Consider the following 26,848-nt stretch of genomic DNA (forward strand, 5'->3'; position numbering starts at 1 on the left):
ATTTTATTGGGGAATGTACTCAATAAAATCATAGTACGCCCACGAAGGGCTGCCATAGTATTGACCAGGGAAGTAATAGCCTTCGGTTGAGTTATCACCATTCCATTGGTTAATCATTATTTTTGTATTATCCATCGGCCATGCATACGCGGGAATTTCATTTTCAGCTAAATGACCATCGCCATTGTCTTTGTAGAGCACTCTTAATGTTTGCTCATTTCCTTGAGCGTCGTATAGGTACCAACGAATCGAGTTGCTAGACCAATCAAAGCCAATAGTTAATAAGTTTTCTCTGTAATCAAGCCCAAACTGACTTAAGTCGATGTCCTTTTCCCAGCTTTGATAAGTGCCGCCTTGCGGCTGGTAAATCACATTGGTATGAACAACGTTTCCAAGAGAGGGTAAAAGCTCAATATCTATCTCTTGCCATGCTCTGCCGGGTGAATCCCACCACGATGTGTAAGTAAAAATGGAAGACACAGTGCCTTGTGTATTTCCTGACTTAACACTGCCTTGCACTTTGCCAAAGCCATAAAAATTATTACTTTGCAGCTCGGCACATGCGCCTTGCGATAATGAAAGCGTGATCCCCTGTTGGCTTGGGTTAATCATTGCAGGGGAAAATTCACAGCCAAAAGGCGAGCCATTGTCGCCACTTCGCGCATTCCAAATGGTATTATCGTAACCCCATGAAAAATTATCTTTAAAATAATTGGCATATGTAAAAGGTGAGATAAACACACAACCTGCAACTAACGAGCTAATAAGCTTAGTTTTCATTATTGATCCTTATTTCAATTGTACACCTCCCACAGTGGTATATTGACTGTGGGAAGTTTAATTGTGGTTAGGTTATCTAGAATGAAAAACCAGCTCTTACACCGTAATACCTTGGCATGCCAAAGCTGCCTTTTGGAATTCCTTTGCTAGTATTATTCCAATATTGAATAGTTTCATCAGAGGCATTATTAACGAATACTTCTGCGTACCAGCTTTGTCCTTGCGGCTCATATTTAATTGACGCGTTATAGACTGCAAATGCATCTCGGCTATCATCAATGTATTTTGTCGCCTCGTCCGACACGCTAAAGTCCATATCATCTAAGTGTTTATCAACATTCCATACTGTTGAGTACGATTCATCTTTCCAGCTCGCATTAAGCCAACTATGGATAAAACCATATTCACCTAAATCAAATGTATGTGTGTAGCTGATGTTCGCCGTGAACTTAGGCGTCATCGCTAGGTTATTGCCTTTAAGGTTGGTTGATAGCAGTGTATTTTCAGGATTTTTTGATTCCTCATAAGAAATATCAAAAAGATACTCAGCATCGTAATCCCATTTAGTATTCCAATCGTCCGTCACTTTAGCATCAGTCCAGGTTACATAACCGGTGATACGCCCGCTTGGGTAAGGCTTCCAATCAAACTCAAGCTCAATACCTTTGATTGTTGAACTAGGAACATTTTGTGTGTAATAAGCAATCATAGGCTTGTTTTGAAAATCAAGTACCGGCTCGCCATTGCTATCTAAAACGGGAGAGCCATCTTCATCTTCTACCACAGATAAACGTTCTACATTACCGATTGAGCCCACTGATGCGTATTGCATGTCGGTGTAATCTGTGTAGAAAAACGCGGCTTTTAAGTTTAATGAATTATCAAAAAAGCTCGATTTAGCGCCAAGCTCCCATGTAAGTACTTCTTCTGGATCGAACTTAGTTTCAAAGCGTGTTACGTCGCCCGTTCTATCATTTACGACTTCATATACATCACCAATTCCACCAGCTTTAAAACCACTGGCAAGGTAGGTATAAACCATCGTTTCAGGTGAAATGTCGTAGTCTAAACCAACACGAAAGTCATGATGCTGCCAACTTCCTTTATTATCGTTTGCAAAGTATGACGCATAAATTGAAGGATCTTCGTAGTAATCAACTGGTAAATTATTTAGATCCGTTCTATTTAACCAACCTACGGCGCAGCCATCAGCATTAGAACAGCGATAGGTTTTTCCGCCTTTATCTTCTTTTGTTTCATCACTAAAACGATAACCAAGTGTTAGATGTAATTTTTCAGTTAAATCGTATGTACCTTGGCCAAACAAAGCGAATGCGTCTGTAGAGCGATCAGGTTGATCCCAAAAGGCTTTATCGTCCATTGGGTTATCGTAATAACCTAAGGTCGTGGTTTTTTCGTGGAAATAGTTAGCACCAACAATCCAAATAAAATCGCCGTATTCGTCAGATTGTAATTGCACTTCTGTAGAAAAAGATTCAGCACCAGTGCCATCTAAAAAGTACGTTGCCCCATCCCAAGGATCGAGGCCGACTTCGCTATCTTGTGCTGAAGAGCGTTCCATATCCTCATAGCCAAGTAGCCACACAAGCGAATATTCATCATTTATATCGTAGTTAAGGGTATTTCTAAGATAGGTGATATCTAAATTAAGCTTACCAGGCACATTCACAACAGCTTGATATGTATTATCACTGGGTAAAAAGTTTGTGCAATCGCCGCCCAGCTCTTCACTTCTACCACGAATTTTATCGCAGTTAACTAAATCGAGATTGTTATTGCTGTTATTAACGTACTTTTGAAAAACGGTATGATTTGAAAAGCCACCATCTAACGGCTCCCAAAGCGTACTAATTCTAAAAGAGTATTCATTAGCATTGTTATAAAAGTCGTCTTTTTCTGCGGGGGTTAATTGGCGAACTTTTTGCGCCTCTGGATCAGTGCCTGCACCATCTATCCACCAGTTTTCTCTCTGCGTGACTGTTTGACCAATACCTTGATAAGAATCCTCTGAGATAACAGGAGCATTGAGTATATCGTCGCTTAATCGTCTTGAGTCGTATTGGTTAGGATCGTAGTAACCCTCAAGGTAAGAATCTCGTTTTAATCCTTTGCCAGAAAACCGTACTGCAAATTCGTCATTAATTGGAATATTAATTACGCCATCAATATTTTTGCTGTTGTATTTTCCTGCTTCAACGTTCACATAGCCATATAAATGAGTAAATTCAGGCTTTGCTGAAATAACATTAATGCTACCAACTGTAGAGTTTCGACCAAATAATGTGCCTTGTGGCCCCCTTAATGCTTCAACACGATCAATGTCGTACATTAAAGCAAGTGCGCCTTGCATTCTTGGCGAGTAAATACCATCAAGATGCACACCAACAGCAGGATCGCCAAGCTCAGTAATATTAGTTGAGCGTACGCCTCGCATCGAGATAACAGGTGCTGATTGATCCGTCGCTGTGGAGATATCTAACCCTGGTACTAGGTTGGCAATATCTTTAACACTATTTACGCCATTTTGCCTGAGATCCGCTTCTGATAGTGCAGTAATGGCAACAGGGGTTTCCATTAACTTTGTTTTACGTTTGGTTGCTGTTACAGAGATAATCTCTAAGGAAGTACTTTGTTCTTGCGCAGTGTTGTTTTCATTCGTATTTGTTGGATTATTCGTAGCAGCTTGTTGGGCATGTAACGGGAATGCGCAAGCCAATGCTACGGCAATTGATAATGCTTTTTTATTTATTGTGTGCATATTCGACCTTTTGATGTGTGTGTAAAACGTTAAGCTTTGTTACTTTTATTTAACAGTCTCACAGTATCCATAGGGTCTTTTTTGATTACTAGTCAAATACGTTAAGGCGAGTTAGATATAATACAAGCCGAAATTAAATCTTGGACAATAAATAAACTGACTCCTTGATTTAGTATCAACAGTCAAAAAACTTAAAAATTTATTACATGAAAGTAAAACTGACCACCGATGCCATAAACACAAAGAAAGCGGATATAACCAGTGAGCGATGAAAAATACCATGGCATAACTTTATATACCCAAAAACGCAGGTCAGTACATTAGGTAAGTTATCAAGACTCACTCATTGTCACCTGCTAAGGCGTGATTAAAGCCATGCTTAACATGCTAAGCTCGATATAAAATACGTGGCTTTAAACACTGCCCCTATATACCCAAACCACCTCAAGATGCGAGTTTCAGTTGGAATTAAAAGCGATTTAGGCAAGGCATTGATTGCAAATAATAGTGGTTCTATTGTTAAAATCAATAACGCAGTATAAATCGCTTTTAAAACAACCCTTCGGGCGTTTCACAGGCACTTACTCTCAGCGTTGTTACTTCTTAAAAGGGACGGCCATTCTTGCAAAGTAACGCCTTGATATTAAGCACCTGTGAAACGCTGAATTCTGCATCTTGAGGTGGTTTGGGTATATTATTAACCAATCGTTTTATACACATCAATATTACTGTGAATAAGTAGATCATCAGCCTGCTCACCAAACATTTTAAAATGCGGCGCTAACTTATGCTCTTCAAAGTGCTCATTTGTAGCCCATTGTTCAGTTACAATGTAATCTGTTTGCGTGTCATTATTTTTCACAGCCAGCTCGTAGCGCAAACACCCTACTTCTTTGCGCGATAACTTTTGTAAGTTATCAAGTGCACTAAGTAACGTAGCTGCATCAGCGTTTTTACATGACAGCATTGCTATAACGGTTAACATAGTTATTCCTTTGCATTAAAAAGTGCAGACTCACTGCACTTTATATTGAACACGCTTAAAACGTGTCTTGATCCCACTGCGGTGCAAAACTTGGGGTTGCTTGACGGTCGCCGCAATCGAGAGCATCAATACGCGCAATGTCTTCTTCATCAAGTTTTACGGCTTTATCATTAAAGTTATCTTCAAGATTTTTACGCTTAGTTGATGACGGAATGGTCGTCATACCCTTGGCGTTTACCCATGCAATAACTACTTGTGCAGGGCTTGCATCATGCTTCTTAGCAATATCAATAATGGTATGATCGTTTAACACTTTACCTACCACAAATGGCATATAGGCGGTGACATGAATGTCATGCTGCTGACAAAAAGCACGTAACTTGGTATTGGTTAAATAAGGGTGTACTTCTATTTGGTTGGTGAATATTTCACGTGAGTCCAGTGTTTGCATGGCTTCTTTTAAATTCGCAATAGTGAAGTTCGATACACCAATATGCTTAGTTAATCCAAGCTGCTTTGCCGTTAATAACTCAGTTAAATACTCGCTCATTGGTTCATCGTTTGATGGCGCAGGCCAATGGATCAACAATAAATCGACAGAATCGAGTTGCAGCTTGTTAAGAGACTCTTTCACACTGGCGATAAAATCGCTTTTATTCAGTTTGTTATTCCACACTTTGGTGGTAATAAATAGCTCGTCTCTAGGGATATTGCTGTCTTTTATCGCTTGGCCAACTTGCTCTTCATTGCCATAAATCTGTGCGGTATCAATATGGCGAAAGCCAACTTCTAATGCCATTTTTACAGATTCATAAGCTGTTTTTCCTTCTAAGCGGAATGTCCCCATGCCTAAGTCTGGCATTTCAATTACACGTTGTGTCATAACTTTATCCTTATAAAAATAATCGGTTTAAATACAAACTTATTAGATTTCTAACCTAAGTTTTTCGAAATACACCTGTTACTTTGTTCATTTAAAATTTTTGACCTCGTAAAAGGTATGAGGCCATTAACTTTAGTTTCAAGGGCTAGAGCCTGTTTATCTTTCACAGTTACTTTTACATCCGTATGTTTGGTTTTTAGATAAGGCAGTATTAATGTAGGTAGAGAGCCAGAATAAAGTGCGGAAGTTTTACTTAATTTTTTACTTAACCCATCAGATTACAAACCTAGCATGGTGATTAAATAGCTTGTAAATTAAACAATCTTCAACCAGAGAGGTAACCGGCCCTAGCACCTAATAATTATATTTATAAATGACCGCTTTATAAAAAATTGAAAGTGCATCTCTCAAGGCCGCTATTTTCAACACTGTTAGCGCTGAAAGTAGTGGCTCAGAGTCGATTTATTCTACTGCGCTTTAGGGCGTGTTGACCTTTGTGGATTATTTTCGTTTTCGATCTGTTGCATTAGCGAAAACATTTGCCGCATTTTTGGTTCCATATGCGATGTTTCTTTATCATGCATCATCTTGCCCATCATCATATGGTGTTCGCCTTCGCGTTCATCTTCTTGGGCAACTGCTGTAACAGCAAAAACAGCGGTTATAACCCCCACGATTAGATATCCTTTCATAACGAACTCCTTTTCACAGTCAGTTCATCATGAATAGCATGCGTACCTTCAGCACCTTTGGCAATTAACATTGCTGAGTCAATTTGGCTTTGGCTATCAACAATACCAATTAAACGCACATCGCCTTTATTCGTAATGACTTCGATATTAAATGCTCTGAGAATAGGATCATTCATTAAAGCCATTTTAACGTTTGTAGTTACATCGATATCTAAAACATTGTTAGCCACCGTACTTTTTGGCGGCTTTTCTGCAGCAATTTCTGAGGATTTATAGCAACCAGTTAATTGTGAAACCATCAGTATTGCAACAACACATAGTATTTTTGAAAAGTATTTATCCATTAGGATATCCTCAGTATTAAGTGGAGCGATCACCATCGGCGGTAAAGTGTATTCTTCACTACCTACCATCACTTTATTATGTAAGAGGCTAACGTTCTGTTCGTTATCGAACTCAAAACAACTGTGTGTCAATAATAAAAAGCAGCGATTCATAGGTCATTACTGCATTCATGTAATTAACTCGCTAATTTGGCTGTGTACTGCAGCGCACAGACAACCGCGGCAAATAAGCTAAAACTAAAGCGGTTCATTCAAATCATCGCCTAGTTGGCAACCTCAATATCAGCTCTAAAACACGCCAACACTTTATACTGTCGACCCCATTAAAAAGGATAACTACTATGTTACGTAGCATGAAAGATCTAGAAAATTGCGCTATCGCTGCTACCGATGGTGTGATCGGTAAAGAAAAAGATTTTCTATTCGATGATTTAGCATGGGTGATCCGCTATTTTGTTGTTGAAACAGGTTCTTGGCTATCCAGCCGTCAGGTTTTGATCTCACCAATTGCGGTTCAAAAACCAAACTGGATAGAAAAAATTCTGCCTGTGTTGATCAGTAAAGAACAAGTTAAAAACAGCCCAACTATCGATAACGATAAACCCGTGTCACGGCAAAATGAGGCCAGCTTACTCGATTATTATGGCTACCCTTATTATTGGGTAGGCGAAGGATTTTGGGGAGGCGGTATTTACCCTTATTTATTGTACCGTGACCACCAACACCTCCCACATACAGAAGCAGGTGCACGCAGCGCACAACTAACTCACCATAATGTTAAAAGTGAAGATAATAAAAAAGCCGATCCAAATTTACGAAGTTGCAAAGAGGTTATTGGCTATCATATTAATGCAAATGATGGTGATATTGGTCATGTATCTGGATTATTAGTAGAAGAAACAACGTGGGCGGTGCGTTATCTGATCATCGATACCAGTAATTGGTGGGGTGGACATAAAGTGCTCGTGCCACCAGAGTGGATCAGCGAAGTATGCTGGCTCGACAAAACCATCAGTGTTGATCTCAACCGCCAAGTAATAAAAGATGCGCCAGAGTATGATTATAACCTGCAAATAACTCCCGAGTTTGAAACAGCTATATATCAACATTACGAACTAGCGGGTTACTGGGACAAACTAGCAAAAGCGAAAAAGGATTGCTGAAATGATCGGCTTTCAAGTAATGCCTAGCGAAAAAAATTTGGCAAAAAGTCATATTCAATAAATAAAAAAACACCACTCACTAAACTAATGAGTGGCTTTTTATTCTTCGTTATCTGCTGATAACTGAATCTAAAATCGCATAGGCGGCTTTGACCCGTTCTACGTTGGGGTAATATTTGTTTGCTAACATAACAATTCCAGCATTTTTTGCCGGAATAAATACAATATATGCGCCAAACCCATTTGTTGAACCTGTTTTATTGATCCAGCCATTATGCAAAGCTACTTGAGGAGAATTATTAATATCGATTGGTTGAGGTTGTGTAATGGTTTCAACTGAATTTCCAGCTAACAGAGCAGCCAAGTTAGTTGGTAAAGGATACATTTCCCACGCTAGTCCTTGCGTGAAAGTGCTCGCTTGATAATAGCCCTTCCTAGTACTTTTCAAGGCCGTATTGATTTTATCATCGAGAGAGACTAACCCTAAATTCGCTTTAATAAATTGCACCATATCTGCACTAGTAGACTTAATGCCATATGCTTGTGCATCCAGCATACCGGGATTTACTCTCACAGCATCGCCTGAAGCATTATATCCAAATGCATAATCATTCATTTTATTTGCTGGGACATTAACAAACGTATTTGACATGCCTAACGACGGAAATATTTTAATTTCCAGAAACTGTGCATAATCAACTTTCATACTTAATGCAGAAACATAGCCAAATAAACCTATACTTGGATTTGAATAGAGTCGTTGTGAATTTTCAGCAAAGGTTGGCTGCCAAGATTTATAATATTGCACCATATCATCGTCAGTCTTAACATTATCAGGGAACTGTAAAGGCAGACCACCTGCTGTATAGGTAGCTAACTGTGTAAGTTTTGTGCTGCCAATAACGCTATTTTTCAACTCAGGTAGATATTTATCAACAGTGTCATCAAATGATAAAGTACCATTGCCTTGAGCATAACTCGCAAAGGTTGCAGCAAAGGTTTTACTGACCGATCCTAATTCAAACAGTGTATTCTGTGTTACTGCTTGGTTCTTTTCTTTATTCGCAACACCATAATTATAAAACTGTGACTTACCATCAACAATTATACCCACCGCTAAACCAGGAATTTGGTACTGCTGCATTAAGCGCTCGGCTTGCATATCGACTGCTTTTCTCAACATTTGATTATTATTTTCAGCCCGAGTATCATTAGACATCACTATAGTTGCAGCTAAAGTAGTAATAACAAGCTTGTTTAAAATTATTTTCATTGTATCTCTCGTTAATGAATAAAATAGCCACGCCAGTGCAACCATATTGCAATAAAAACTCAACTCTCGGATTGAATTCTGGCGCCTGAGTTCATTCAAATATTGTAAATGGAGTATATTGATATTTAGCTTAACCTCGTTTTGAAAATGGTAGAGATGAGCATATTCAAGATCTACTCGTTCTAAATGCAAAAGTCAGCAAAGCCGCCGCTATTTTGTGAGTACGACTATTAATTTTTACTGAATTAAAATACGGTGTTGGTATTAAATTCTATGTTCATAGAAAATGAAATGCACAAATCGTCTTGATTTGAGCTTACTACTCCCAAAGCTCAAATAATTAAAGACGAAGAATATGGGTATGTTTTGCTGAATGATTTATATAAATGTGAAATTAATACAGCCAATGTTGTATGCAGCATAAATTAACAAACTAATACTTAGGTTATAGCAGAGGATTGCCTATTCTCTATGAATTATCGTGCGGAAATACACATGATATAGTTCACACAGAGTCACTCGTAGCAAATTGTTCAACAAATAAAGTCGTTGTTGCTAACAAAGGCTACGATTGTAAAAAACTGAGAAAATTGGTTCGTGATAACAACACGACACCCGTTATTCTACGCAAGGATAACAGTTTAATAGGTAATGAAGATATTGACTGATGCATGTACAAATATCGGCACTTGGTTGAGAATACATTTGGCCATATTAAGCAATATAGAAAGATAGCCACACGGTATGAAAAGCTTGCACGAAATTATCATTCAATGCTCGCTTTAGCATTTACGATGATGTGGCTACCAATGCGGGCTGATCAATATATGTACCACAAAGATCAACAGCCCCTAATGACGTAGCGCTCTCAGTAGCCTTAAACAACAAGAATATGATCCCTCACCAACGAGTGAAGAACCACAAATAGTAGAGAACATCTATTATCTAGCTCCTTGCATATTTATCGAATATACCTGTCGATAATGCCACTCAACCCTTAATTAAGCTCAAATAATGCTTTGCGAAAACTGGTTAGATAATTAACGACTCTATTATTTTTGCTGGGGTTTTCTGTATGATTTTTTCGTGTCAGGTTCTAAAGCTGCGCGCTTGCTTGCCGCTTCTTTTTTTAGTGTTTCAGCAGATTTTTTATCATCTACTTTTTTATCATGAGTTGGATTTTGCATAGTTGCCTCAGAGTTCTCGCCCCTCACGTTAATGTAAAAGGCCGAGATTTAAAGCCTAGTTTATAAAGCTCCCCAGCTCTGTGCGCTACAACACTTAAATACTATATTTGGTTTGATTATGGTTACGGTTTAAATTTGAAGCACCAGCTTTAGCTAAAAACCAGCACTATTTAAAAAGCATATTATTTGAGTCAGACATAAGTGTTCTAACTCAAGTAAGGCCTGGTGAATGATCGGTTCCGCAAAACCGCTTTATTTAAACTATTAATTCTTTCAACGCATCTAAAGGCAGCGCTTTATAAAAATACCAACCTTGAACCTGGTAGCATTTATTATACTTTTCAATAAATTCACACTGCTCTTGCGTTTCAACGCCTTCAAAAATAACAATACGATTAAGGTTAGTGAATAGTGCCATTATTGCCAGGAGCATATCTTTTTTCAAAGGATCAGTAATCGATTGGGTAAAAATGCGGTCTATTTTTATGATATCGAAGTTAATTTCAGTTAACCAAACTAAATTTGAAACACCTGTGCCAAAATCGTCCAAGGCAACAGTAAACCCATAACGTTTAGCCTGCAAAGCAAAGTGTGACAACTCATTTAGTGGCAGTCCAATACGCTCAGTGATCTCAATTTTTATTTGTTTTTGGCTTATTTTATATAATTCGCATTGCTCATTTAAAAACGGTAAATACTCCGAACTTTGAATTTCAAAGGAGTTAACATTAATCGCAATACTAAAGTCATCTTTTTCTATAACAAAAGGCGACAACTCTTTAAATGCTCGCTGTACAGATGAAAATGCCATCGACGGATATAAATTTAACTGCTCAGCAATACTTAAAAATAACTCAGGTGAGACTTGCCCATGTACCGCATCTTTCCATCTAATTAAACATTCTACACCAATAATCTGCTTACTCTGGACCTCTAAAATTGGCTGATATTCTAAATAAATACTTTCATCTGCGATTGCATTACGTAATCGAAATTCAATCGAATTTGTTCTTTCTATGTATGAGATAAAAGAATAAATAATTAAAAAACTAATAACGCAAAGCAGTAAAAGTACTGCAGTCAGAGTCAAAGTGGAAAAAAATAGTAACCCAGGGCGATTATTAAGCACGCTAGCGCAATAGCCAAACTTTGTACTACAGCTTTTAACTTCTTGTGATAGTAAGTTAAATTCATTATCAAACTGAAATTCGGAGTCAAATTGATGGAAAACGTACAAACCATCAATAGAGGTTATGTTAAACGAAAAATCCTTATTTGCTTGATCAAAATATTTAAAAGGATCTTGAATTGTAAATGCAACGATACCGTTACGTTTTGCAATATCATATTTGGCATCAATAGGAAAAATCCCCTCAACTTTTTGCGCAAAATAAAAACCTGTATTGCCCTTAAAAAAATCAACATTAAGTTCAACGGGCTCTTTTAAAATGCCCCAATTTGCCGAACATATAATTCTATTTTGTTTAACTAAACCAACATCATGCGTGTAGTGGTAGTTAGTTAAAAGGATACGTAATTTATTTACAGTTTCTTCATCACAGCGTCGAGGGTTAATGGCTTCTGTCTGATAAATGGATTGGCTTATATCACTGGAGATTTCTTCGGCTTTACTAATAAGAGATTGCGTAAACTTTTTCTGATAAAGCATTTGTACATAGTTTGCGCCAAAATGGGATATACAAATTAAAAGCAGTAGCAAAAGCGGTAAAAAGAAAATTATTGCACTTGGTTTTTCTTTAAAAGCTCTCAATGACATAGATTTTCCCTTGCAGTTAGCACATTAATTATCATTTAATACCATTAAATTGTAACGTACGCTAGCAGCAAGCCCCTACTATTAAATGTTATTTAACAGCTGGCAGCTTGTTTGCGTATGAAAAGCTGAAATTATTGAGGTATCCAAAACATAGGACTTAGCCATATTAAAAAGGCTGCCACCTACTTCGCGAAGAATCAAAAATAAAGCGGTTCAAATTCGGTGAGCTGGTAAGTCAGCGAGTTTCTTCCACTCATTGAAAGTCGAAGCGATCCATGGCGAGCCAATTAGAGATAGTAATATATCAAACTCGATTCACTGTGACTGCTCACTCTATAATCTGATGAGCTAATGTTTTAAGCTATTATATCAACGCTTGGTATTACCTTTTCGGCTTACTAGGTTTAGCCAATGTAATTACATCATGAGTATAATTCGCCTCAATAACTTAAAAGTAAGCCTCTGAATAAGTTTATCTTTAGATAACAACGACAACTCAAACCTTAACAAAAACATATAAATAAAGTGCAATCTGCTGTTATACTGTTTTTATTCACAGAGGGTCTTATTCTAGTATGGTTACAATTAAGCAAGTCGCTGTCCACGCAGGTGTTTCATTTAAAACTGTATCGCGAGTGGTCAATAATGATCCAACAGTCAAAGATATTAACCGCGAGAAAGTTCTTAAAGCGATAAAAGAATTAAGTTATCGTCCTAATCGTGCGGCAAGTTTAACGCGACGTAAAAACTCAAACATTTACGCAATTATTGCTGATGAACTGCTTAGTGTTCCTTATACTTTTGATATTATTCGTGGTGCCCAAGAAATTGCGTGGCAGAAAAATAAAGAACTGTTGATCCTCAATGTTAACGAAACCCAAGCGAGTATAGACAGAGCTATAGAAAGCCTTTTAGAGTATCGCGTAGAGGGCGTTATATATTCAGCAATGTATCATCGCCAAGTTGTGGTAGCTGATGAACTAAAAAAAATACCAACAATTTTAGCTAACTGTTTTCCTGCTTCAAATAACTTTCCTTGTGTAGTACCTGATGAACAGCAAGCCGGTGAAGATATTACTGACGCGTTAATCCGTAAAGGCTATCGCCGAATTGCTTTCTTAAACTTAAATGAGCATATAGTTGCTGCCAAAGGCCGTAAACAAGGCGTTATAAATTCATTTAAAAAGCACGGCTTACCACTCGATGATTTACTCATTGAATCGGTGATTATTGGTCAAGCCGATGGTAGTGAGATTTCTACTTCGAGAGAGTCTGCAGCGCGAGTGATAGACGAGTTTAAACCTGATGCTATTATTTGTGGTCAAGACCCCATGGCGCTGGAAATTTACTTTGTTGTGCATGATAAAGGAATGATCGTTGGTAAAGATATTGGTATAGCAAGTTTTGATGATTGGGGCAGTATTCCACAATTATTACAACCGAATTTAACTACCATGGCATTACCCCATCATGCAATGGGACGTTGGGCAATGGAATACCTCATAGAGCAGCGCACTGATATTGTTCACCACCACTTACCATTTAAACTAATTGCTCGTGATTCGTTTTAATTGCATCTGCCTTTAATGCAAAAAGCGATAATACAATAAACACACACACAACCAAACCCAAATATTGGTAGGCTAACGCAAAGCCTAAATGATCATATACAACGCCTACCGCGACGGCTAACATTGACGCCACCAATTGCGTAGTAAATTGAAAGCCAATGATATAGATCATGGCTGAATAACGAGCTTCAAAGTGCATGTTTATATATTTAAACAATGCAATTAACATCAGCGGTAACTCAATTGCATGTAACAATTTTAATACACTAATGCTGATAGAGTCATTAACAATCCCCGAGCAATATATTCGTATCGCCATCAATACACCACTTAACAGCAACGAGTTTTTAACGCCCAAATAATTCACCCATTTTACAGCTAAATACAAAGCAGCAGCCTCAAGGATAACTTGCGCTGAAGTTAAATAACCAAAAAACTCTCGACCTTGCTCTGGGGTGTCAAAAAAAGAGGTGTAATAAATAGCAAATTGCTGATCAAATACCGCATAAATACAACTTACACCGATCACAAATACACTTAAACGCCACAATCCTGCGATTTTAAAAAATGCTTTGAGCTGTTGCACGGGAGAAAAAGTTCGAGAAGGCGCTATTTCGGGCTGATTTTTTGCGACCTTAACAAAGGCTAATAACCCCATTAAGCAAACCGCCGCAATGCTTGATAACCAATAATTTAAACTAGGGGATAAATTAAACGATAAACCGGCAAAGTAGCTTGCCATGGCCCAACCTAGTGACCCCCACATTCGAGCTTTACCAAATTCAAAATTCGTCGAGCGACTTTGTTTATCAATATAACTTTCAAGTGTCCCGACTCCAGCCAAAAATGCACATGAAAAAACAGCACCGCCTAAAATAGCAGCCAGATAAAACTGTGTTTGTAGTAAGGGTGCGTATACATAACTGACAAATGGACCAATCAATATGATAAAAAATGCAATGAAGTAAAGCAGTGTTTTTTGTAAACCGAGTTTATCTTGCAAAATGCCATAGCAAGGCATCACGAGTAAAGCCATGATGGAATTGATACTAAAGATGACCCCTACTTTAGCACTGTTGAGGCCTACTTCTTGACTAAGCCAAATAGGAAAAAATGAAAATGAAAAAGACCATGCCATAAAATAAATAAAGAAAATGGCGCTCAATAGCCGATAATTACTACTCATATATCGCATAGCCTTATAAAAAGTAAGCGACTCTATATTACTATAGAGTCGCTTCAAATGTTATTTTTCTATTGCTATATTGTTTAACTTTACGTCACTAAGCGACAAAGGCTGCTCAGCACTCACTTGTATTTTATTATAAGGAGAGGTTGGAAAAACAATCGAGGTCATAGAGCTAACCCCCTTATTTACAAACACTTCTACCGACGCTTTATCTACCCATATATCAACATCGTAATATTCAAGTCCTTTTTGTAATGGCGCAGTTTGTAAAGATGCAAAACCATCTTCAAAGTCTTTTAAACCCGACTGCCTGCGGTCAAGTATTAGTTGCTCTTGAGCTGGGTTTAGCTGCAGCTTAGTGTATTCGCCCGTATCAGAGCTAAGCACGATATCAGTAACTTGTTCAGAGTTCGCTATACTAAAGCTCACCTTAAATTGCCCAGGCTCAATTGTAAAAAGCTCATCTAACTGATAGCTATTTGCGCCAGTTAAGGTTGCCTTTTGTTGTGAGTTACTCAATAAACTATCTAACTCTTTAACCGGTTGAGATGCCAAACGCACGCCTGTTGGCGTTTGCAATAACTTTAATTCTCTGGGAATTGTCATTGCGCTGCGCCATACCTCAGTGGGTACTTGATTTGCGTATTGCCAGTTACTCATCCACCCCATAAATAAGTGTCTACCGTCTTGAACATCAGAGAAAGTTACACCAGCATAATTATCTGTACCATAGTCTAGCCATATTGAAGGTTCATACTTTTCTGTTGCTGCTTTATCAGAAAATACAATATCAGCGATTTTAATATGCCCCCAATCACCTCGTTCATTGTCTACCACTTTAATATAAGCTTGCTGGCCTTTTAATTGACTCACGTTCCATGAACGTTCGGTCATTGTACCTGTATTATTTCCACTTGCGGTTTTAACTATTTCACCATTAACTAACAACTGTATTGCGGTACTGTTGTGATGCTTTCCGCCTGCAATTTTGAAGTTAATGAAATCATGATCAATCGCAAATGATTTTGAGGTTAAGGTACCTGTTGCCTTATCCGAATCTTTAAAAGAACTAGCAATGGTATTGGCTGGTTGATCATTAACTATATGAAATGCTTCACCCGATACTTGCCAATTTTTTAAGCCATTTTTGAAGTTAGAAAAATCAAGCCCTTGAGGGAAAACGGCAGGTGTTATTGTAAGCATTTTTTGATAATCGCTATCCAACACAAATTTTTCACCGTCGAAATCGCCAACAAAATATTGTGTTCCAGAGCCGCCATTTGGCGCGCCAGGGTTAATACTCACTAATAAAACATATTTATATTCATCGGTGCCTTCAATGCGCACGCGAATCAGATCTGGACACTCCCATACACCTGCGTGACTGCCCCAATCAGCGCCAAAGTTACTTTCAAATTGCCATGTTTTTAAATCTTTTGAGCTGTAAAAGCCAATATGATCATCTTGCGCTAATACCATAACCCATTGCTGGGTATCTTCATGCCAGCTTACTTTAGGGTCACGGAAGTCGCGGATCCCAGGATTTTTTAATACCGGATTATTAGCGTATTTTATCCATGTACGGCCTTTGTCGGTGCTATATGCTATACCTTGCGTTTGAAAATCAATCGCCCCTTGTGCCGCCTTTTTATCATCATGATAGGTAAATATAGCCACTAATGGTGGGTTTTCTTTACTGCCAAAGCCGCTGCTATTTTGCCAATCAACCACCGCACTGCCAGAGAAGATAGTACCGTGCTCATCAGGAAACAACTTAATTTCTTGATGCTGCCAATTAACCATATCTTTACTAATTGCATGTCCCCAATGCATTGGCCCCCATACCGATGAGTCAGGATTATGCTGGTAAAACAGATGATATTCACCTTGGTAATAAACCATACCGTTAGGATCATTCATCCAATGCTTTTTAGGGGTAAAATGAAAAGCAGGACGAAACGCCTCTTTGCTAGGTTTATCTACACCCGTAGGGGCAGTTTGTTCAGTTTGGTTTGTCATGCTACATGCTGCCAAAAATGATGAAATTAAAACTAAATTAACGGTTCGCATCTAATGCTCCATGCTTATTATTGGTATCTAATGAAATTGCTTCTAAAGAACGTCCTTTTGTTTCTGGCATAAACCACGCAACAAAAATCAATTGCCCTAACATCATTAAAGTAAAGAAAGTGAATACTTCAGTGGCACTAAAACGTTCTAAGAAAAATGGCATAAGTAAAGTGATTGCTGCGGCAAAAAACCAATGCGTACCGGAGCCCAAAGACTGCCCTTTTGAACGAACTTTGTTAGGGAATATTTCTGCAATGAAGACCCAAATAACGGTACCTTGGCCAATGGCATGAGCGGCAATAAACACAAATACAAACGCTACAACCGTTAAACCACCAGAGTCAGTACTAAACGCCCACGCCACGACAGAGAGCGAAATAACGTAGCCAATTGAGCCAATGTACATCAGCGAACGGCGGCCAAACTTATCAATCAACGATAAACCCAGCATGGTAAAACATAGGTTAACCACGCCAATCCCAGCGCCAGAAAGTAATGATTGATTTACATCCAACCCTGCAAGTTCAAATACGCGCGGTGCATAATAAATGATAAAGTTAATGCCAGATAATTGATTAAATGCGGCAAATAAAAATGCAAATAAAGCCGCCTTATTGTAACTACCACCAAATAGCTTTGATTGACTGTTTTGTAACTTGTCGCGTTCAATGTCATTTAATACTTGGTCTGGGTTTTGTTCACCTAAAGTCACTAAGATTGAACGCGCTTTAGTTTTCTCATTTTTCTTTTGCACTAACCAACGTGGGCTTTCAGGTGCCTTAATGATCATTAATAAATAAGCCAGAGCAGGTATTGCCTCCACACCTAACATTAAACGCCAGTCAATTGCAGATGTTCCTGCAATTAAAAAATTAGAAACAAACGCAACTAAGATACCAAATACAATTTGAAACTGATAAAGCGCAACCAAACGCCCACGGTACTTAGCAGGTGCAATCTCAGAAATATAAGCAGGTACAACAATTGAAGAAATGCCCACTCCCACGCCACCAATGAACCGTAATAAGGCGAAGCTATATGCGTCAGGTGCCATGGCGGAGCCAAGCGCCGAAATTAAAAACAACACTCCAACTAAAACTAATGTGGGTTTTCTACCCCACTTATCGCATGGGTAATTACCGGTTAAGGCACCCAGTAGTGTTCCCCATAAAGCTGAAGACATAATAAATAAGCCATGAAATAACGAGCTCGTATTCCATAACGCTTGAATAGGTTTATCCGCACCGGATATAACTGCTGTATCAAAGCCGAATAAAAAACCAGCAACGGCAACGGTGACTGACCAATAAATAATTTTTTTCATAATCACTCTTAAAACTTAACGATTAAAAGGTGGGCCGAAACCCACCACTATTAATAACCTGGGTTTTGTGTGTACGATCCACCACTTAAAATCATCTGCTGGTTCGGAATAGGTAAATACTCATCACGACCTTTAGTGAAAATAGCATCGACCAAATAAGGTTTACGTACAGCTTCAATAGCTAAGTAACTATCAATAGTTTCTTTCGCTATTCCCCATCGAACTAAGTCAAAAAAGCGATGTCCTTCAAGCCCTAATTCTAAACGTCGCTCAAAGCGTAGTGCCGCTCTTGCCTGTTCTTTAGAATCAAAACTTGTATATAAGCCCATGTTATAAATACTCGCGTTGTGTAATTTACCGGTACTATTTTTAGCACGCTCACGAATACGGTTAATGATTGGCAATGCTTCGTCATACCTGTCTAACTCAATTAATGCTTCAGCTTTCCAAAGCAATACATCAGCGTAACGAATGAGCGGTGTATTTAATGAAAAGATAGGAAACGGTCCATTCTCACCACGACAACTACAGTCAGGGTGCTCAAGATCTTTCATTGCCGTAAAGTTGCCATATATACCTGGTGCACGTGCCCAACTATCACCGCCATGGATCAAGTTTTCGTCATACTTAAATGGTTTACCTTCCATTGCCACAGTGTGATCTAGACGAGGGTCAACTGAGTCAGTCGTCATGTCATAATTAAAGTCGTTAAAAGAGTCGAATAACGGCAAACCTTGTTGATCTGTTTTAAACGCATTAACAAAATTTTCTGTTGGCACATGAAAACCACAACAGCCAAAACCACCAGCCATTGGCGCATTTAATGCACTAGGCCAGCTACCACGTCCATCTGGAGAGCCGTCATTTAGAGAGCGCTGAATAGCAAAAACTGATTCTTTACCATTTTCACTTTCAAACAAAAAGTTATTCGCGTAATCATCAAATAAGCCATAGACGCCCGCCTCTTCAATTTCATCAACCAGAGCCACCACTTTTACAAGTTTATCTTTATTAATATTAATAACTTGATGTAGCTCATTCTGCTCATACGCTTGGTAAAGTAATGTTTTAGCTAGATATGCCTTAGCTGATAACGCTGAAGCGCGCCCAACATCTTTTTGGGTTTGTGGTAGGTTGTTTGCAGCAAACTCAAAATCTGCAGCAATTTTATCCCATAACTCTTGATCGCTTAGCTCACGATTAGTAGCGCTAAGAATTTGATCTTGAGTCATTGTTTCATCAATCCACGGGATATGCTTATGATGTATTTTTAAATCAAAGTAGAAAATACTACGAATAAACCGTAGTTCGGATTGTTTTGCAGCACTGTTTTCAATGGCATCTGGCGCATTTGCGATTACCGCTAATGCTGAGTTTGCTCTTGAAATACCGGTGTAATTACGTACCCATTTTTTGTTGTTCAAATCAATTAAATCTGGCGGGAAAGACTCCATATCAGGCACTATTGGTTGATATAAAGACAAAGCATGATAAGCAAAGATATCACCAGGTCCATTACCGCCTTTATGGGCGTCTCCAGCGCGTAAGTTTCCTGTCGGCCATAAAAAGTTAGGTGCGGTATAATGATCGTTTCCTAGATATGAGTAGGCAGCAATAATCAACGCATCTACATTTTCACTGTTAGAAACTTGCTCTTCGGTTAATACCCCAGAAGGTGCAACATCAAGATCAGAACCACCACACGATGCTAAAGAAAGCGCGAGTGTAGCTGCTGTAAATAGTGTTTTAATTTTATTCATAATATGTGCTCGTATCGTTGTCGTTTTAATAAATCAAAAAGAAAGGTTCACGCCTAACGTAATACGTTTTGGAATTGGGAAGTTGCCGTTTGGAGTTTCTGGATCCTGGCTTAGCGTCCCTGACGGAGTAATGGTCAATAAGTTACTTCCCTGCAAATAAATTCGTGCAGAACTTATACCGTATTGACTTAACCACTGTTCATCAGGTGTATAACCGATAGATAAGTTACGCAGCTTTATGTAGCTGCCATCTTCCCAAAACAAACTTGATTGACGGCCTTCACCATTGTTATCGATTAAAGTTAATGCCGGTACATTGCTGTCAGTATTGTTAACTGACCATGCATCAAGAACGCGATCACCGTAGTTAGAGCCTATATTTAATGATGTGAAGTCAGTAAATCCACGCCAGCTATTACGTATCTCACCTCCTTGAACACCTTGCCAGAACATATTGAAATCCCAATTTTTGTATTTGAAATTCATGTTCAATCCATACATAAAGTCAGGATCAGTATCGGTGAAAAAGCTTTGATCGTTTTCATCAATCACGCCATTGCCGTCTAAATCTTTCCAGCGAACTCGGCCTAAACCAGCCCCAGATTGCGCTGCATGAGCATCTATCTCACCTTGATTTTGGAATAACCCATCGGCGACATAACCATAAATAGAATTGACTGAATGACCAACAATCGTTTTATCATCACCATTACCACCAAATGAATTCACAACATCCTCTGGTAGTGAGACAACCTTATTTTTAGCAGAAGAAATGTTAAAGCTAATATCGACATCGATATCACCATCTAAGCTATCAAAAGTAAGGTAATCGGCGTAGCCAATGAGAAACTCAAAACCAGAGTTTTCAATCGTGCCACCATTGACCCATTGCTGAGCGCCTTCACCTAATGTTGCAAGTGGATTGGTTAACGTTAAAATATCCTCTGTGGTTTTTTCAAACCAATCGATACTGCCGTATATGGTTTCGTAACGCATGCCAAAATCAAGACCAATGTTTGTTTGCGTTGATGTTTCCCACTTTAGGTCATCATTCCCTGTTTGTGCTTTTACAAACCCAGAAGGAAGCGTGCCGCCATTTGCACCGCCTATATCATAAGCGGTCCCTTCATCTTGCTGATCAGTGAATAAAGACCGAGTTGCATAACGGCTTAAATACGTTGTATATGTTGCATCGGTAGGGATTTCTTGATTACCCGTTTTGCCCCAACTAGCTCGAAGCTTTAAGGTAGATAAAAATTCAATATCATAGAATGATTCGTTGCTGATCACCCAACCTGCAGAAATAGCGGGGAAATTACCGTAGCTATTATTACTACCAAAACGAGATGAGCCATCGCGACGTATTGTTAAACCTGCTAAATAGCGGTCATCAAAGTTATAGTCCATACGGGCGAAATAAGAATTAAGAGACCATTTATCGCCATCCCCTTCCACACGAACATCACCCGTTGCTTGTGATAAATGAGCATAATCACGATCATCAGACGCAAAACCTGAACCAAAACCAACAGATCCTTCATACTCATAATCTATTTGTTCTGTACCGACCAAAAACGTAAAATGATTTGCATCTAAATCAAGCTTATATTCTGCGGTATTAGTCCAACTAAAACTGCTATTCCAGTTTTCTGTCACTGACAGCTGATCACCATAGTTTAGCGAGCCAGCTTGAAAAGCACGGGTATAGTTTCTGAAGTAGTATTGCCCGTAATCTAAACCGATAGAGCTTTTTAGTGTTAAGTCCTCTATTGCCTCATATTCAACAAAAATATTTCCCATTAATTTATTGAATCTACTAACATTGTCTCGATTCATTTCAATTAGTCTAACCGGATTATCACGGTCAGTTACACCAGGGACGGGTCCTCCCCAGCCACCTTTATCGTTGTACACAGGAACGATAGATTGTTGTTCTATAGCCAAAGTTAGAATATTACCGGCCAGATCATTAACCAAGTTTGATTCTTGATTTGTCACTATAAAGTTTTCACCAATCTTAAGCTTATTTGTTAGCTGATAATCAGAATTAACGCGAAAGCTTATTCGTTCAAACTCTGAGCCATCAACAACACCTTCTGAGCCGAAATAGCCAAGTGAACTATATATCGAAGCTTTGTCTGAACCACCTGAAACTGAAAAGTTAAGATCGGTTACTTTTGCAGAGCGCGTAACTTCATCAAACCAATTAGTATCTGCTGGGCGTTGCACCTGTGCAGCATCCGTAAACTCAGGAAAAACAACGTTGTTTAATTGAGGGTTATTAAAATCATTATTCCAATCATAGCTATAAAGAGAACTTGCTGCATTTGGATCTGAGCCGTCGTTTACTGCAGCTTGCCAAACTGCTTGTCCCCTTTGCTGTGTATTTAATGGGTTTAGCTCATAATTAAAATCATCATATGACTGATTAAAAGAGAAATTAAAGTCGAGCCCTTCATTCCCTTTTTTGGTGGTAATAATAATGACCCCATTACCAGAGCGAGCACCAAAAATACTTGCAGCTGCCGCATCTCTTAGCACCTGTATATCAGCAATATCATGGCTATTAAGTTCATGCATGCCTGATTTAGTTGGTACACCATCAATAACATAAAGAGGATCGTTATTACCTAAAGGTCCTAAACCTTGACCACGAATACGCACTGTTGCTGCAGAGTTAGGTGAACCATTAGTTGTAATTTGCAAGCCAGGCACACGCCCCTGCAAATTTTGCATGATATTACCTGAAGGCTGATCAACGACATCTTCAAGCTCAACTGTGCTAACTGCGCCGGTTAAATCTTGTTTTTTAACACTTCCATAACCATATGAAACTTCAATAACTTCAATACCAACCTTGGCCGACGCTTCTTCTTGCAGTTGTTCAGCGGCAAAGCTGTTGGATGGCAGCCAACAACCTATCAATACTGTACTAACACTCGCAGCAAGCTGGTTTTTCCTAAATCTGAGCATTGTGTGTGTCCTCATTTTAATTTTATTTTTTAATGTTGATTTCATTATTTAAATTAACAACGTTGTCTTTATGGCGTGAAAAAATATCTTTTTACATTTTGTTGTTTGGCTTGGTCGGTCCAACACAAATAAACAACGTTGTCTTTTTAACATTAAAAAAACATCTATTCAATATAAATAACAAAATATTTTGTTTTTTATATGTATAACTTGAAATACAATGCTGCACGCTAACATGGTTCAATAAATTCTAAGATTTGCTGATGCGTTATATCTGGTGTTGCCCCTAGCTGCTGAGCAACCATAGCTCCGGCAGCACAAGCAAAATTAATTGCCTGTTGCGGATCGTTTTGAATGCACAATTGATAAATTAAAGCCCCCAAAAACGAATCCCCTGCACCAACAGTATCCACAACATCGATCAGGTAGCCTGAGTTATAGTAGTTTTTACCTTTAATCGATAATAAAGCACCATGGTTTCCTTTCGTCACGCACAAAAACTCTGTGTTGGTTTGCTTTGCTATAAATGCTAAGTTTTGCTCTAATGAATGGTATTTACACCCCATTCCTTTTGCTATTTCATATAGTTCTTCATCATTTAGTTTGATAAAGTCAGCGCTATTCATTAATTCTATTAAGCTCTCAAGTTGATAGTGAGGAGCTCGTAAATTTACATCAAACACTTTAAACTTCGCATGTTCTAGTAGTTGCTTTAAAGTTATTAATGAAGTGTCGGTACGGCCAATTAAACTACCAAACACAAAAATATCCGTCGATTCAACTTTGCCAATAATTTCATCAGTTAAAACAATATTATCCCAGGCAGTATCAGGCATAATTTCGTACTTAGCAGAACCATGGCTATCAAGTGTTACCTGCACCGTACTGGTATTTTTGTTTGGGTTTACAGCAATGTACTCTGTACTCAATTGCTTTTCTTTTAATTCGTCAAGCAGAGCATCACCTAACTCATCCTCCCCTACTGCACTTATCATTTGTGCATCAATTCCAAGTGATTTAACCCTAAAGCACATATTTAAAGGTGCGCCTCCCAAACGCTTAGTTGCGCCAAAACAGTCCCAAAGGACCTCCCCAAAACAAACTAGACTAATTTTATTAGCCACGTTTTGATTCACAATTATACTCATTCAAGAGCTTCCTTATACGCTTCGTATGGTCAGATAACGGATTAGACAAAGTTCAACTTACCTTTCACTTCATAGAAAGTAAGATATTAAATTTCAATAACTTAAACATTTTTAACTTAAAAATTAAAATGCAGATATATTTGTTAAATAAATGTCGTGAGATATTATTTCATCTAAGCAACAAAAAGACAACGTTGTTTATTTAAGTTAATAAAATTAACTAAATGCCTATCTGCAACTTATAAATAAAGCAAATAATATGCTTGAGAGTTTAATTTATGAATTTTTACCGCAAACTTTTACCCCTAAATGGTATTTGGAGTAGAAGTTTACCTCGAGTTCTAACGGATCGCTGATAACTCGTTAACTTGTGTTGACAGAATTAAGGCTCATATGTGTTATGTGCATTTACTGCTTGTGAGAAATTATCATTTCTTTTGCAACTAGAGCAGCTGAAGGTAAAAACATTGTTGAAACGATTCTTTGATCAACGACCACTTCGTGTTTATCTTCTAAGGTTTTTTTGTTTTGTGCAATAGCTCCATTTTTATTCAACTGACTTTCAACAAGGAAAGGTAGCAGAGTACCTTGTTTAGCCCATGACTTAGATTTTTCAGTAGAATTAGGAAAACCAGCAATTTTTTTACCTTTAACAAGATACTGACCAGAAGATAATAATACATCGGCAAACGCACCGGCACCGTGACCACCTGCACCAATAATACCGCCAGATTCATAAACTTTGGCGATAATTGATTGTAATTCCTTGTTATTAGCTACATCAAATAATGGGCCATACCCTCCACCAATATAAATTCCCCAGTAATCATTTGGGTTAATTTGTTCAGGAGCAAAGCTGTTTTTCGCTTTATCCATAAAGCCTTCATATTTAATGGTGTAACTACTAATACCCAACGGATCCATCATGAACTCAACCTTTCCTCCATTTGGAGAAACAAAATCGACATCATAACCATGGCTCATAAAAATATGGTACGGTGGAGCAACTTCCCATAAATTATTTCTCGCATCGTGTTTTTCAGAATCCCCCATATCGATCATATTTGATGCGATGATTAATACTTTTTTTGTCGACTCTGCGCTTAGGTTAGTTGAAGTAAACAGTATTACTGAAAGTAAAATAGATATAAAAAGCTTCATTGTTTTCTTTTTTTAAATGATTAAATTCATTATTTAGACGATACAATTGAATAAAAGGTTTAAATACGGAATCAGCCTAGACACTTAAAGCCCCAAGATGCCGACGAAACGAGCGTAGCGAGTTAAGGTCGGAATAATTGGTTTGTTATATGACGACTTCACGTCGTGGCGCTCCATCACAAGTTAAAATAATTTCTTTTTTATCAGTAAAGACTAAAAAACGTTTTATCGCTCTCATTCCAGACTACATCTATTAGCCTATCAATGCAGTTGTCATCAACGCTTTATTAAGCAATTTACCATAAATCAAGCCTATCAATTTCAAACTCGACTGAGCCTTGGCAAGGTAGATCACCGAACTCGATAAGAAAACCTTGAACCTCAATAACCCCTTCATTTTCATCAATTACTTTGCCACAACCTATGTATGAATAAGGCCCCGTTTTTTCAATTCTTTCTTTAGATGCTTCTGCAATCATTTCTACCGGCCAATCGGCAAGGTACGCCGCTCTAACGTTGGCATCTAGCACTTTAAGGAGGTTATTAACTTTATCACCTATGGAGTATTCACAAATGTGACAAAAAACGTCAACGGCTGAGTGTTCATTTTCAACAGTTACTAATGCTGTTTCATCCGAGTAAAACTCAATATTCGTCACTTTAAGTTGATTGATCATATGCACCTTACAGGTATTCCACAATGCCCACATTAACACTGCTTCCCAAAAAAATAGAAGCCAATTCAAGAGACTCCACTAACGTTAATCCGGGTTTAAAAACTCAACTTTTTCTGTTAAATACTCTGAACCGAATTCTTTAGCTATGATTGCTTCTACCTCTTCGTCAGAAATAACGCCAGAGTGCTGCCCCATATTTTTTACCTTTGATTTTGCCAGCAACATAATGTGCTCAGCCCAAGTAGGTTTAGATTCTTCGAGTAAAGACGCCCAAAGTTGTAACTGTTTTTGCACTATCTCGTCTTCATCACAGAAATTAGATGCTTCTTGTAAGCAAATTCGATATATCCACCCTTCAACTGAAGGCGCATAAAAATCAGCAACGATATCATCATGTGGACATAAAATGACCCTGCCATTATTTTTATTATCCAAACACCAAAATGCAACACCATGGAAGACACCAATTGGCAAAATACCATCAAGTACGCCCTCAGGAGCTATTTCAATTTTCAATACATTTGAGCTTGAAATCCACTCTAACAAATACATATTGTAGGAGCTGTCTTTTGTAATACCCTGTTCGATCCAATCACGGTAAGATTTAGGTAACTTACCAATACTGCGCTCAATATTTTCTATTTCTTTAGTAACCACAGAACCTCCTCTTAAATATCGTTCATATTAACTGTGAAATTGCTTATTAGCTCCATATCACGTGCTCTGTTACTCTGTTCACAAGTCGCACTGCAGTAATTTGCTATGTTTTTAGTGCAATCGCATTGCCCACAAAAATAGACAGTTTATCAGCTATTTTCTCACAGCCACCTGCACCCGACTTTATCGTCGAAACAAGCTCTTCAGTGCTGAGTGCCACATCATGCAACACTTCATAAAGAGGCGGATCGTCGCTTTGATCCGTTGGAATTACAAAACAATTATCAGCCCAATCAGCGCCATAACCAATAACAAGATAGTTTGCTGGCAACACATACATCCCTGAGTAGGAATCACAATTAACTTCTTCCATAAATCAATGTTCACAATTTGAATCTCTTCAATGCCATCAAAGTCTTCTTCTGGTTCAAATTTTTGCCAGCCAAGAAGTAAAT

At 38.3% G+C, this 26,848-nt stretch carries 21 protein-coding genes and 1 pseudogene; 3 read left to right on the forward strand and 19 right to left on the reverse strand.

Features of this window, described 5'->3' with window-relative positions; translation table 11 throughout:
• Window positions 1-3: 3 nt before the first annotated feature.
• The 6 genes from H5200_RS08245 to H5200_RS23770 form a co-directional block, all read right to left on the reverse strand.
• Complete coding sequence (locus H5200_RS08245; protein WP_182740495.1) at window positions 4-780, reverse strand: family 16 glycosylhydrolase; 777 nt, start codon at window positions 778-780, stop codon at window positions 4-6.
• Between the two features lie 76 nt (window positions 781-856).
• The gene (locus H5200_RS08250; RefSeq protein WP_182761293.1) at window positions 857-3,559 is read right to left on the reverse strand and encodes a TonB-dependent receptor; all 2,703 of its coding nucleotides are present in this window, start codon (window positions 3,557-3,559) and stop codon (window positions 857-859) included.
• Window positions 3,560-4,256: 697 nt separating this feature from the next.
• Window positions 4,257-4,544, reverse strand: a complete 288-nt coding sequence (locus tag H5200_RS08255; RefSeq protein ID WP_182761294.1) for a putative quinol monooxygenase — start codon at window positions 4,542-4,544, stop codon at window positions 4,257-4,259.
• 55 nt (window positions 4,545-4,599) lie between these two features.
• Window positions 4,600-5,427, reverse strand: a complete 828-nt coding sequence (gene dkgB, locus H5200_RS08260) for a 2,5-didehydrogluconate reductase DkgB (RefSeq protein ID WP_145241103.1) — start codon at window positions 5,425-5,427, stop codon at window positions 4,600-4,602.
• 467 nt (window positions 5,428-5,894) lie between these two features.
• Window positions 5,895-6,119, reverse strand: a complete 225-nt coding sequence (locus tag H5200_RS08265) for a hypothetical protein (RefSeq protein WP_182718951.1) — start codon at window positions 6,117-6,119, stop codon at window positions 5,895-5,897.
• A complete protein-coding gene (locus tag H5200_RS23770) occupies window positions 6,116-6,616 on the reverse strand; it encodes a BON domain-containing protein (protein ID WP_220493415.1) in 501 nt (166 codons plus the stop codon). The genes H5200_RS08265 and H5200_RS23770 overlap by 4 nt, the downstream gene beginning before the upstream one ends.
• Window positions 6,617-6,804: 188 nt before the next feature.
• Between H5200_RS23770 and H5200_RS08275 the strand changes: the two genes are divergently transcribed.
• On the forward strand, window positions 6,805-7,626 hold the full coding sequence (locus H5200_RS08275) for a PRC-barrel domain-containing protein (RefSeq protein WP_149982866.1): 822 nt from the start codon (window positions 6,805-6,807) through the stop codon (window positions 7,624-7,626).
• 109 nt (window positions 7,627-7,735) lie between these two features.
• Here H5200_RS08275 and ampC read toward each other — a convergent pair whose 3' ends face one another.
• A complete protein-coding gene (gene ampC / locus H5200_RS08280) occupies window positions 7,736-8,899 on the reverse strand; it encodes a class C beta-lactamase (protein ID WP_182761295.1) in 1,164 nt (387 codons plus the stop codon).
• 449 nt (window positions 8,900-9,348) lie between these two features.
• On the opposite strand from ampC, the pseudogene H5200_RS24445 reads away from it, so the two are divergent.
• A pseudogene (locus tag H5200_RS24445) lies at window positions 9,349-9,762 on the forward strand (transposase); the annotation flags it as partial.
• 189 nt (window positions 9,763-9,951) lie between these two features.
• Here the strand turns inward: H5200_RS24445 and H5200_RS23975 are convergent.
• Together H5200_RS23975 and H5200_RS08295 are read right to left on the reverse strand one after the other, a co-directional pair.
• Complete coding sequence (locus H5200_RS23975) at window positions 9,952-10,086, reverse strand: hypothetical protein (RefSeq protein ID WP_257326201.1); 135 nt, start codon at window positions 10,084-10,086, stop codon at window positions 9,952-9,954.
• Window positions 10,087-10,342: 256 nt separating this feature from the next.
• A complete protein-coding gene (locus tag H5200_RS08295; protein WP_182761296.1) occupies window positions 10,343-11,863 on the reverse strand; it encodes an EAL domain-containing protein in 1,521 nt (506 codons plus the stop codon).
• 575 nt (window positions 11,864-12,438) lie between these two features.
• Between H5200_RS08295 and H5200_RS08300 the strand changes: the two genes are divergently transcribed.
• Window positions 12,439-13,434, forward strand: a complete 996-nt coding sequence (locus tag H5200_RS08300) for a LacI family DNA-binding transcriptional regulator (protein ID WP_182761297.1) — start codon at window positions 12,439-12,441, stop codon at window positions 13,432-13,434.
• On the opposite strand, the gene H5200_RS08305 is transcribed toward H5200_RS08300, so the two are convergent.
• The 10 genes from H5200_RS08305 to H5200_RS08350 all read right to left on the reverse strand — a co-directional run bounded on the left by H5200_RS08305 (window position 13,406) and on the right by H5200_RS08350 (window position 26,766).
• Complete coding sequence (locus tag H5200_RS08305) at window positions 13,406-14,620, reverse strand: oligosaccharide MFS transporter (protein ID WP_182761298.1); 1,215 nt, start codon at window positions 14,618-14,620, stop codon at window positions 13,406-13,408. The two genes, H5200_RS08300 and H5200_RS08305, sit on opposite strands and share 29 nt — an antisense overlap.
• Window positions 14,621-14,680: 60 nt before the next feature.
• The gene (locus H5200_RS08310; RefSeq protein ID WP_182761299.1) at window positions 14,681-16,693 is read right to left on the reverse strand and encodes a glycoside hydrolase family 32 protein; all 2,013 of its coding nucleotides are present in this window, start codon (window positions 16,691-16,693) and stop codon (window positions 14,681-14,683) included.
• Window positions 16,680-18,017 (reverse strand): sugar porter family MFS transporter, encoded by a 1,338-nt coding sequence (locus H5200_RS08315; protein WP_182761300.1) that lies wholly within the window; start codon window positions 18,015-18,017, stop codon window positions 16,680-16,682. The genes H5200_RS08310 and H5200_RS08315 overlap by 14 nt, the downstream gene beginning before the upstream one ends.
• A 50-nt stretch (window positions 18,018-18,067) precedes the next feature.
• The gene (locus H5200_RS08320) at window positions 18,068-19,777 is read right to left on the reverse strand and encodes a RagB/SusD family nutrient uptake outer membrane protein (RefSeq protein ID WP_182761301.1); all 1,710 of its coding nucleotides are present in this window, start codon (window positions 19,775-19,777) and stop codon (window positions 18,068-18,070) included.
• 33 nt (window positions 19,778-19,810) lie between these two features.
• Window positions 19,811-22,750 (reverse strand): SusC/RagA family TonB-linked outer membrane protein, encoded by a 2,940-nt coding sequence (locus tag H5200_RS08325; protein WP_149982873.1) that lies wholly within the window; start codon window positions 22,748-22,750, stop codon window positions 19,811-19,813.
• 230 nt (window positions 22,751-22,980) lie between these two features.
• Window positions 22,981-23,898 (reverse strand): carbohydrate kinase, encoded by a 918-nt coding sequence (locus tag H5200_RS08330; RefSeq protein ID WP_149982874.1) that lies wholly within the window; start codon window positions 23,896-23,898, stop codon window positions 22,981-22,983.
• A 408-nt stretch (window positions 23,899-24,306) separates the two neighbouring features.
• Window positions 24,307-25,059 (reverse strand): DJ-1/PfpI family protein, encoded by a 753-nt coding sequence (locus H5200_RS08335; RefSeq protein ID WP_182718940.1) that lies wholly within the window; start codon window positions 25,057-25,059, stop codon window positions 24,307-24,309.
• Window positions 25,060-25,355: 296 nt separating this feature from the next.
• Window positions 25,356-25,805, reverse strand: coding sequence for a hypothetical protein (locus tag H5200_RS08340; protein WP_182740504.1), 450 nt, complete (start codon window positions 25,803-25,805; stop codon window positions 25,356-25,358).
• A gap of 15 nt (window positions 25,806-25,820) precedes the next feature.
• Window positions 25,821-26,393 carry an SMI1/KNR4 family protein gene (locus H5200_RS08345; RefSeq protein WP_182761302.1) on the reverse strand — a complete coding sequence of 191 codons (573 nt, stop codon included), beginning with the start codon at window positions 26,391-26,393 and terminating at the stop codon, window positions 25,821-25,823.
• 103 nt (window positions 26,394-26,496) lie between these two features.
• Window positions 26,497-26,766 carry a hypothetical protein gene (locus H5200_RS08350; RefSeq protein ID WP_182718937.1) on the reverse strand — a complete coding sequence of 90 codons (270 nt, stop codon included), beginning with the start codon at window positions 26,764-26,766 and terminating at the stop codon, window positions 26,497-26,499.
• Window positions 26,767-26,848: the final 82 nt, after the last annotated feature.

The organism is Pseudoalteromonas sp. SG43-7 (assembly GCF_014164295.1).
In the GTDB taxonomy this organism is placed as follows: Bacteria; Pseudomonadota; Gammaproteobacteria; order Enterobacterales; family Alteromonadaceae; genus Pseudoalteromonas; species Pseudoalteromonas rhizosphaerae.

Coding starts and splice junctions, on each gene's coding strand:
- H5200_RS08255 (WP_182761294.1), bottom strand. CDS start 4,544: ATGTTAACCGTTATAGCAATGCTGTCATGTAAAAACGCTGATGCAGCT.
- dkgB (WP_145241103.1), bottom strand. CDS start 5,427: ATGACACAACGTGTAATTGAAATGCCAGACTTAGGCATGGGGACATTC.
- H5200_RS08295 (WP_182761296.1), bottom strand. CDS start 11,863: ATGTCATTGAGAGCTTTTAAAGAAAAACCAAGTGCAATAATTTTCTTT.
- H5200_RS08350 (WP_182718937.1), bottom strand. CDS start 26,766: ATGGAAGAAGTTAATTGTGATTCCTACTCAGGGATGTATGTGTTGCCA.
- H5200_RS08305 (WP_182761298.1), bottom strand. CDS start 14,620: ATGAGTAGTAATTATCGGCTATTGAGCGCCATTTTCTTTATTTATTTT.
- H5200_RS08250 (WP_182761293.1), bottom strand. CDS start 3,559: ATGCACACAATAAATAAAAAAGCATTATCAATTGCCGTAGCATTGGCT.
- H5200_RS08275 (WP_149982866.1), top strand. CDS start 6,805: ATGTTACGTAGCATGAAAGATCTAGAAAATTGCGCTATCGCTGCTACC.
- ampC (WP_182761295.1), bottom strand. CDS start 8,899: ATGAAAATAATTTTAAACAAGCTTGTTATTACTACTTTAGCTGCAACT.
- H5200_RS08325 (WP_149982873.1), bottom strand. CDS start 22,750: ATGCTCAGATTTAGGAAAAACCAGCTTGCTGCGAGTGTTAGTACAGTA.
- H5200_RS23975 (WP_257326201.1), bottom strand. CDS start 10,086: ATGCAAAATCCAACTCATGATAAAAAAGTAGATGATAAAAAATCTGCT.
- H5200_RS08315 (WP_182761300.1), bottom strand. CDS start 18,017: ATGAAAAAAATTATTTATTGGTCAGTCACCGTTGCCGTTGCTGGTTTT.
- H5200_RS08310 (WP_182761299.1), bottom strand. CDS start 16,693: ATGCGAACCGTTAATTTAGTTTTAATTTCATCATTTTTGGCAGCATGT.
- H5200_RS08335 (WP_182718940.1), bottom strand. CDS start 25,059: ATGAAGCTTTTTATATCTATTTTACTTTCAGTAATACTGTTTACTTCA.
- H5200_RS08300 (WP_182761297.1), top strand. CDS start 12,439: ATGGTTACAATTAAGCAAGTCGCTGTCCACGCAGGTGTTTCATTTAAA.
- H5200_RS08245 (WP_182740495.1), bottom strand. CDS start 780: ATGAAAACTAAGCTTATTAGCTCGTTAGTTGCAGGTTGTGTGTTTATC.
- H5200_RS08330 (WP_149982874.1), bottom strand. CDS start 23,898: ATGAGTATAATTGTGAATCAAAACGTGGCTAATAAAATTAGTCTAGTT.
- H5200_RS08265 (WP_182718951.1), bottom strand. CDS start 6,119: ATGAAAGGATATCTAATCGTGGGGGTTATAACCGCTGTTTTTGCTGTT.
- H5200_RS08320 (WP_182761301.1), bottom strand. CDS start 19,777: ATGAATAAAATTAAAACACTATTTACAGCAGCTACACTCGCGCTTTCT.
- H5200_RS23770 (WP_220493415.1), bottom strand. CDS start 6,616: ATGAATCGCTGCTTTTTATTATTGACACACAGTTGTTTTGAGTTCGAT.